This is a genomic window from Salipiger marinus (genome assembly GCF_900100085.1).
Classification (GTDB): domain Bacteria; phylum Pseudomonadota; class Alphaproteobacteria; order Rhodobacterales; family Rhodobacteraceae; genus Salipiger; species Salipiger marinus.
Genome location: NZ_FNEJ01000050.1, coordinates 1 through 8,390, shown reverse-complemented (window position 1 = coordinate 8,390; position 8,390 = coordinate 1). Strand labels below are relative to the sequence as shown.

At 57.3% G+C, this 8,390-nt stretch carries 6 protein-coding genes and 2 pseudogenes; all 8 read left to right on the top strand.

Annotated features, from left to right (window positions below):
- Positions 1-96 precede the first annotated feature (96 nt).
- Positions 97-633 (top strand): annotated as a pseudogene (locus BLR51_RS26165) (recombinase family protein); the annotation flags it as partial.
- 441 nt (positions 634-1,074) lie between these two features.
- Positions 1,075-2,277: a plasmid partitioning protein RepA gene (gene repA, locus BLR51_RS26160; RefSeq protein WP_089852475.1), complete on the top strand. Its 1,203-nt coding sequence runs from the start codon at positions 1,075-1,077 to the stop codon at positions 2,275-2,277.
- A complete protein-coding gene (gene repB / locus BLR51_RS26155; protein ID WP_009827218.1) occupies positions 2,267-3,226 on the top strand; it encodes a plasmid partitioning protein RepB in 960 nt (319 codons plus the stop codon). The genes repA and repB overlap by 11 nt, the downstream gene beginning before the upstream one ends.
- Positions 3,227-3,465: 239 nt before the next feature.
- A complete protein-coding gene (locus BLR51_RS26150; protein WP_009827217.1) occupies positions 3,466-4,644 on the top strand; it encodes a helix-turn-helix domain-containing protein in 1,179 nt (392 codons plus the stop codon).
- Positions 4,645-4,725: 81 nt separating this feature from the next.
- On the top strand, positions 4,726-6,903 hold the full coding sequence (locus BLR51_RS26145; RefSeq protein WP_089852473.1) for a ParB/RepB/Spo0J family partition protein: 2,178 nt from the start codon (positions 4,726-4,728) through the stop codon (positions 6,901-6,903).
- Between the two features lie 100 nt (positions 6,904-7,003).
- The gene (locus tag BLR51_RS26140) at positions 7,004-7,477 is read left to right on the top strand and encodes a UCP036055 family protein (protein WP_009827215.1); all 474 of its coding nucleotides are present in this window, start codon (positions 7,004-7,006) and stop codon (positions 7,475-7,477) included.
- 383 nt (positions 7,478-7,860) lie between these two features.
- Positions 7,861-8,025, top strand: coding sequence for a hypothetical protein (locus BLR51_RS27900; RefSeq protein WP_165616949.1), 165 nt, complete (start codon positions 7,861-7,863; stop codon positions 8,023-8,025).
- 138 nt (positions 8,026-8,163) lie between these two features.
- Positions 8,164-8,390, top strand: a pseudogene (locus tag BLR51_RS26135) (IS256 family transposase); the annotation flags it as partial.

The following is an 8,390-nucleotide window of genomic DNA, read 5'->3' as shown; positions in this document are numbered from 1 at the left end:
CAATTCTTGACGTGTTTGGTGAAGCGCTAAGATGAAATTCCAGCGCTTCAGTTTCAGCTTACTGCTTCAATTGAAATCGGGAACTAAACGCGACACGCGCTGATCCGTGAGCGTACCAAAGCGGGGCTGGCCAGCGCACGCAACAAGGGACGCGTCGGTGGGAACCCTGGTCTGCGCGCCAAGGATCCTGCAGCGTTGCGCAAGGTCCGTCTGGCGCGCCAGGATGGATATATGGAGCGCCTGAACGAGACGGCGCAGGATTGGGTGCCACATGTCCGCCGGTTGCGCCCAGACATGGCCTGGGAAGATGTGCTGCGCATCGTAAATGCCCCCCTGCCCGAAGCGCGTCGCTGGACGCAAAGCCGCCTGCGGCGTGCCGTGAAGGCCTACGTGCGCGACGGCTTCCTGTCTGAAGCCGTTCTTGGCCGTGCCGGGCGACGCGAGACGGACGACCGCCTGCCGGCCATCGTCGCCGCCATCAAGGGTGCAGACCCTGATATCACGCTACAGGCGATCTGCGTCCGCTTAGAAGCGATGCGCGAACGCACACCGCGCGGGCGAACCAGTTGGCAACCGTCTTCGGTCAAGATGTTGCTGGAGCGTGCTCAACGCCTAGGCTTACTCTCTAAGTAACGGGATACGGCATACAGCAGTCACTAGATCGTTCAAACTTTGGGCTGTACAAAGGAATCGCCAGAGCTGCGCTAAAGAACCTATAAGTGGTCAGAGCGGCATGAATTGCGTTACTGAAGCTGGTAGTGACGTTTCAACTGCTCACCCTCGCCGGGGTGAAATGTTGTCCTGTGGATAAATCTTGTATAAGATAATCTAGTTAAACCAACTGCTTAGCATGAAGTCATGATGCGCTGTCTTAACGTCAGCGCTTCATATGGTGGTTACCTCCTCCGTCAGCACAAGACGGCCGCAAACATTTTTTCTTGAGTTTCCCCATTTCTCGCGTCATAGCTGTAACGTGAAAAGAAGAAAAAATACGTCCTTCGCGTTTCCCGATGCTCCGAACGGTAGCCTATATCGAGTAACGCAGACGGGACGATGTGAGGCGGACGAACAAAAATGCATCCAGTGCTGCATGATAAACTAAGAGCAGACGCAGACCGGCTTTCCGAAGCCCTTGAACACATGTCCAAGCTCTTCCTAGCGCCAAAAGAAGAAAAGACGCTTCGGAGCTTCACTACCGCTGAAGTGGCAGAGTTGTTGCGTGTAAGCGATGGCTATCTGCGAAAAGCTCACTTCGACGATCGCATCCCCGATGTCGAGCAAGGCTCTAACAACAAACGCCTCTACACCGCCGAGAAGATTCTCGAGATCCGCAATATTCTGTCACAGAACGCTAAAGACCCCTACCAGTTCCTTCCTGGTCGACGTCAGGGCGACAAACTGCAAATCTGGTCCACTGTTAACTTCAAAGGCGGCTCGAGCAAAACGACAACGACCGTAACGCTTGGGATGAGGCTAGCGTTACGCGGCTATCGTGTGTGTCTGATCGACGCAGATCCGCAAGCCTCGCTCACGACCTTTTTCGGATATCAGCCCGAGATCGATTTCCGTAAGGGCGGAACGCTCTATGATGCAATCCGCTACAACGACGGCGAAATATCCCGAGTCCCGATCACCGACGTTCTACGTAAGACCTACTTTCCCAATCTGGACTTGGTTCCTGGAGGGATCATGCTCTCGGAGTTTGAAACAGAGACCCCTATGGCATTGAGCCGTGGTGAGCAGCCGGTGTTTTTCAATCGGATTCGAGATCCGATACGCCAGGTTGAGGACGAGTACGATGTTATCCTCATCGACTGCCCCCCTCAGCTTGGATATCTCACGATGTCGGCAGTATGCGCATCAACTTCACTGCTCATGACCATTATCCCCGAGCGCGTAGACCTCGCTTCAGCCAGCCAGTTTCTCACCATGGCATCTGGTGTTTTGGAAGTACTTCATTCCAACGGAGGGATCGGCGCCTACGACAATTTTGCGTATCTGCTGACCCGGTTTGACACAGCCATAAGTACGCAGCAAGATTTGGCCGAATGGATCAGGCAGTTGCTTGGTGACAGTGTGATCAAGTCCCCATTCGTTAAGTCGTCTGCCGTAAGCGAAGCTGGCTTGTCCCAGAAGACAATCTTCGAGGTGGATCTTGCCGGCTCGAAGAACCGGAAGACTTATGATCGCGCCTTGGAATCCGTGATCAGCTTCTCAAACGATATCGAAAAGATGATCCAATCCGCATGGGGTCGAGGAGGCAGCAATGAAGCGTGATCTACTTGCCAAAAGCCTAGCGCAAATGGGTTCCAAACCTTCTGCGGCTGTCGAGGAGAACGACCAGAAGCCCGGCGAAGGAGCCCCTCGCTCGCTGAAAAGCATGTCAGACGTGCTCTCTCAAGTTTCGGCCCAAGCTGCCCAAGAAGTGGATGTCAGCGAAATCTCGGATTCCGAAATTGCAGACAGGTTTGACGTGGCCGAGGGGCTTGACGATCTCATTGAGTCGATCCGGACTTCTGGTCAACAGCTTCCTGCCCTGCTTCGGTATCGGCGTGGAGTCGGCCCTCGCTACGAAGTTGTCTATGGTCGCAGAAGAATCGCAGCCTGTCGGGCGCTTGGGATCAAGGTCAAAGCCTACATCAAGGAAATGGACCAACGTGAGGCACTTGTCTCTCAAGCCTTAGAAAACTCCGCTCGCCTCGAACGAAGTTTCATTGAACAAGCTATCTTCGCAATCAAGCTCGAAGAACAGGGTTTCACTAGGGCTGAAATCGGAGATGTCCTCGCAGTCGACAAGGGAACCCTCAGCAAGCTGATAAGTGTAGCGCGCGATCTTCCTGATGTGCTGATCTATGCAATTGGCGCTGCTCATGAGGCAGGGCGGCGACCGTGGCTCGAACTCAGGCGACTCATCAAGATCGAAACTGCTGTGACAGACGCTGAAATGCTCTCGCTGGTTCCTGACAATGGTACGCCAACTGAAAAGCTGAGCGCTCTCATTGAGGCGCTTCAGGCTGCTGAAGGCAAGAGCAAAAAGGCTGTAGGTTTGGCGGCAAATGCTGCCTCTCCTAACCCACTGTCCAGATTAAAGGACAGGCCGGTCTCGTTTAAGGCAAAGGGCAAGCGCCTTATGATCGAGGTATCGGAACAGAAAGAACGAGGCTTCATCGGTTTTGTCGAAGCCAACCTTGAGAGACTCTACGACGAGTGGAAAAAGAATCCATGAAGCTGGCGCAGATCCACAAACGATAAGCCATTGATTTCGTTACGGTTGGCCGTGGCCAACCTATGGAAAAGATAGAAGCAAACAACAAGGAGGCAGACAAGCGCGCAAAAAGAAACCCCCCGAAGGCGGTGAAGCTCTCCAGAGGGTCCCGATTTACTAGCACTATATTGGTACTCCCAAAAACGAATCACTGCAACACCGATTTCGGTGCCCGGTCGCATTTTGCCGTCTGAAATCATATGAAACAGGAACAAGTCGCGACTTCAGCAGTCGAGGCGCAGGATAACTGTGCCTTGCAGGAGCCCATTGCCTTTGCGGGAATGGGCAGCATCGAGCAGCAACCTTCTTTCAGACCGATCACGAGGCGAGATTTGATGGCCGCGGTCAACACCGTCTCCAAAGACCTCGGACTGCGCGCAGCCTCTGTTATGGTGATTGATGCTCTACTCAGCTGCCTCCCTTGCAAAGATTCCAAATCAGGTCTCGATAGACCTATTTCGCCACTAACTTTGCTTACCGTCTACGCGTCCAATAATACACTTTGCTTTCGAGCCAAGGGGATCACCGAGCGACAGCTCAGGCGTCATTTAGAACGCCTAGAAGAAGTTGGGCTGATCCAACGCAAAGACAGTGCTAACGGGAAACGGTTCCCAATTCATCGCGGCGGGAAGGTTATCGGCGCATTCGGCATTGACCTTTCCCCTCTCCTGGCACGGGCAGAAGAACTTTTTGCCCTCGCCCAAAAGCGTCGTCAGGAAGCCGATGAGCTGCGCGGTCTTCGCTCCTATATCCAGAAGCTGCGTATGGAATGTTTAAGACTACCCGTAGGCGAAGACGTAAGTACTTTCTTGGAAGGAACACGCAACATCATGCGCCGCGCCAGTACGACGCTAGTGCAAGCCCGCGCAATCATTGACAAGCTTACAGACGTTCTCATGGGCGTGGATCAGGCCAATACAGAAGGAACCCAAGCACCTGTTGCCACGATAGAATCTAAAACCACCACCATAAATCAGCCACAACAGAACCTTGATGATACAGCCAGAATGACCGCCACAGACGGTCGAAATGTCCGGCACAAAGAACCACAAAAATCATATACAAAAAAAACTACGCCAGATTCAAACACAGAGTTTTGGAACAGTCTGACAGTCCTGTCTGAGTTCTATCCCAGTACGCCTCGAACAGAGCGCGCTATGGTGCAAATAATCTTCGAGTTTGGAAAGATGCTTAGAATAGCTCAGGTTACCCTAACGAAAGCGATTTCAACAATAGGTTACGCGAAAACACTAATGGTCCAAAACCAGATTGCTGGCAGTGCAGAGCAAATCTCCAACCCTGACGCATACCTAGCTCGAATCATTTCAGCTACCAAACATACCTTAGTTGGCCATGGCCAACTTTCTAACCCAGCTTAGAGGGAGAGAGTGGTTGTGAAGGGTTTGACGGGAAGTGAGATCGGGAGAGTGGCTTCCGACGCCCGTCGTGGAGAAAAACTGATGGCGAAACCTGTCCAGAAAATCACCCTGTCCCCTTCACGGGATATCCCTTTCGACAAGCTGGTGCTCAGCCAGTCCAACGTGCGGCGCATCAAGGCTGGCGTATCCGTCGAGGAACTGGCCGAAGACATTGGCCGCCGCGGCCTCTTGCAGAGCCTGAGCGTGCGGCACGTCTTGGCTGACGATGGGACCGAGACCGGCAAGTTCGAGATCCCGGCCGGTGGACGGCGGTTCCAAGCGTTGTCCCTGCTGGTGAAGCAGAAGCGTTTGGCAAAGACGACACCCATTCCCTGCATCGTGCGGGATGCAGCGTCCGACATCCTCGCCGAGGACGATTCCTTGGCCGAGAACATGCAGCGCGTCGCCCTGCACCCGCTCGACCAGTTCCGCGCGTTTGTGTCCCTCCGCGACAAGGGTCAGAGCGATGCAGAGATTGCTGCGGCCTTCTTCGTGACGCCACAGATCGTGAAGCAACGCCTGAAACTCGCCTCCGTCGCCCCTGCACTGCTTGAGGTCTATGCCGAGGATGGCATGACGCTGGAGCAGCTCATGGCCTTCACCGTGAACCCCGATCATGCGCGTCAGGTTCAGGTCTGGGATGTGATCCATTCATCCTGGAACAAGGAGCCATTCCAAATCCGGCGCATGCTGACAGAGACCTCGGTCCGGGCGTCCGACCGGCGTGCGGTCTTTGTGGGTGTTGAGGCCTACGAAGCAGCGGGCGGCACGATGCTGCATGACCTCTTTCAGGGCGATGACGGTGGCTGGCTCGAGGACCCTGCCCTGCTCGATCGGTTGGTCATGGAAAAACTCCAAGCCGAGGCTGAAACGGTTGCGGTTGAGGGCTGGAAATGGGTCGAGGTCGCACTCGACCTGCCCTACGGCTACAGCCACGGGCTGCGTTCTCTGTCGGGTGATCCGGCACCGATGACGGATGACGAAGGTGCAGCTCATGCCAAGCTGCTCGCCGAGTACCGAGCGCTCGAGGAGGAATACGCGGATCAGGATGACATCCCCGACGAGATCGACACGCGGCTTGGCGTATTGGAAACGGAGATGGAAAAGATCGAGACCCGGCCGTTGATCTTCGACGCGGAGGAGATCGGGCGGGCAGGGGCGTTCGTCACGCTCGACCGCTACGGCGCGCTGGCCGTCTATCGCGGCTATGTGCGTCCAGAGGATGAGCCCGTTGACGAGACCGCGGTCCAGGATGGTACTGATCCTGCGGTGGCGGGGCGGGGGGATGATCGTAATCTCACCGATAGCCATGTCAGTGCCGCTCCTGGCGGAACCGTCATCATGTCGGGTGGTCAGCCGATCGGAGCTGACTTGCCGGAGGATGAGGACGACGGGGCGTTGAAGCCGCTGCCCGAGCGGCTGGTCATGGAGTTGACGGCCCACCGGACGCTGGCGCTGCGTGAAGCGATCGGGCGCTCGCCGGATGTCGCGCTGACACTCCTGCTCCTGAAGCTGGTGACGGACACCTTCCGCACCTCATCTGCTTCGGGCAGCTGTCTCGAGGCATCCGTGCGTCAGGTCTATATGTCAGCGCAAGCGCCCGATCTGAAAGACAGCGTGGTGGCGAAGCTGGTCGACGAGCGTCATGCGGAATGGGAAGCCGATCTTCCGCTTGGCGATGATGCAGCGCTCTGGGACTATCTGACGGTCCTCGATCAGGGCAGTCGGCTGGCCTTGCTGGCGCATTGCCTCAGCTTCGGCGTCAACGCGCTGCATGAGAAGGTGAACCCATACGGTGCAGGCATCTCCGCAGGCGGTCTGACCCGGCGGATGGCGCATTCCGATCTCGTGGCGCGTGCCACAGATCTCGACATGGTCGAGGCGGGCTGGGAGCCGACGGTCGACACCTATCTCAACCGCGTGCCCAAGGCCCGTATCCTCGAGGCCGTGCGCGAGGCGAAAGGGGAGGGGACTGCCCAACTCCTCGATCACCTGAAGAAAGGCGAGATGGCCAGTGAGGCCGAGCGCTTGCTGAAGGGCAGCGGCTGGTTGCCCGAGGTCCTGCGCCGGAACGATCTCGTGGCGCTGGACGATGAGGACCATGCCGAAGGGCAGGGGGCGGATGCCGAAGCGGCTGACAGCGTCAGTGAAGCTGACCTTCCTGCATTCCTGACGGATGACCTGCCTGCTCAAGGTGCGTCGATGCTGGCCGCGGAATAACGTGATCCAGAGGGGGGCGGAGATTCCGCCCCCAAATCACCCTATAACGTAACAATATCAATAAGATGAGTGCGATTACTCGCATTCGGAATGAGGAATCATGTCTGCAACAACCATCATCGACACCGCCCCCCTCGGGGCGCTCATTCGCTACACCGACGGCAGTCCCAAGCCGCCGGCACGCTTCACCAAGAAGCTTGCAGCCTGGGAGCGCTCGAACGGCGTTGGCCGTCTTGTGAAAAAGGAACCACCCCGGTCCTATCCGACCTGGACGGCTCCCGCGTCGTTCACGCTGCATGAGGGTAACTTCTCCTCGGAGGGGGTGATCCTCGTCACCATCATGCGCAGCCATTCGGCTGACAGCGCCCTGGTCTTCGAGGTGGCCGAGGAGCCGAAGCCCGGGCAGGTGCGCGTGCTCCTCGACTTCAGCGGCAACACCGAGCTGCTGCATCTGGCGGAATCCATCACCGCGGCCGAGCTTTGGATCGCCAAGGAAGGATACCGCAATGCGCGACTTGAAATCGTTGGCGATGAAGATGGCGAAAGGGCAGGGGGCGCGGACCTGGCCGCCTGAGCCCACTGAAACCGAGGGGCCCGCCCAAGCGCGGGCCTCTCAACCATCACAACCTCGTCCTTTGAGTTCGCGGGGCGCCAAAGGAACCATCCCCAAGGAAGGACGTCTTCAACCAAGAGCTTGGCCGGGAGGCTGGCGGCAAAAGCATCAGCGGGACAACCGGCTCCAGTCGTCAGGGCACCATCCCCCGCTCGCCATTCCCTTCCTTGGCCCAAATTCTGTCTTCGAGATCAACCCGCGAGGGGTCGGACTACGGGCGAGCCCGTGCCGCCGGGCGGATTCGGACGAGCCGAACGCACCCGGTGATGTCAGCCAGTATTCGGGCCTTCGAGGTCCTGTCGCGCGGGGGATGGTCCCCCGCCTCCAAGACAGGAGCCAAACAGATGTCCCGCAAAGATGCACACGCCTTCGCCGTCTCCCTCGCCGCCACGCTCATGGTCTCGATCGTCGTCTTCCAGGCAGGGGATGGAACCTTCGGCGCCGTCCCCGCCGATGAAATCGACGGCGACGAGGTCGTGATCGTCTCGGAGTACGATCCCTTCGGGTGAGGCTTTGGCCTCACTTCCCGAGGGCCCGGGCACCGCGCAGGTGGAGAAACACGCGAAAGTTGGTGATGCCCTGAGGGGCGGCATATCATGGCGGTGTTCAGACGCCGTCAATTCTCAGCCGAGAAAGGGATATGCCACATGCCAGAGACTACCATCACAGAACTGCCCGATCCATCAGGATTTGGCTCCGACCCGTTCACCGACGTTCTGCGCGATGGAGCGCGCAAGCTGATCGAACAGGCAATCCACGCCGAGCTGGCCGCGCTCATGAACGCCTTTTCCGGGGACAAGCTCGAGGACGGGCGGGCACGCCTGGTGCGCCATGGTCATTTGCCGGAACGCGACGTGATGACCGGCATTGGTCC

Bases quoted from the DNA above. Each gene is read 5' to 3' on its own strand.
- repA (WP_089852475.1), top strand. From the start codon at position 1,075: ATGCATCCAGTGCTGCATGATAAACTAAGAGCAGACGCAGACCGGCTT.
- repB (WP_009827218.1), top strand. From the start codon at position 2,267: ATGAAGCGTGATCTACTTGCCAAAAGCCTAGCGCAAATGGGTTCCAAA.
- BLR51_RS26150 (WP_009827217.1), top strand. From the start codon at position 3,466: ATGAAACAGGAACAAGTCGCGACTTCAGCAGTCGAGGCGCAGGATAAC.
- BLR51_RS26145 (WP_089852473.1), top strand. From the start codon at position 4,726: ATGGCGAAACCTGTCCAGAAAATCACCCTGTCCCCTTCACGGGATATC.
- BLR51_RS26140 (WP_009827215.1), top strand. From the start codon at position 7,004: ATGTCTGCAACAACCATCATCGACACCGCCCCCCTCGGGGCGCTCATT.
- BLR51_RS27900 (WP_165616949.1), top strand. From the start codon at position 7,861: ATGTCCCGCAAAGATGCACACGCCTTCGCCGTCTCCCTCGCCGCCACG.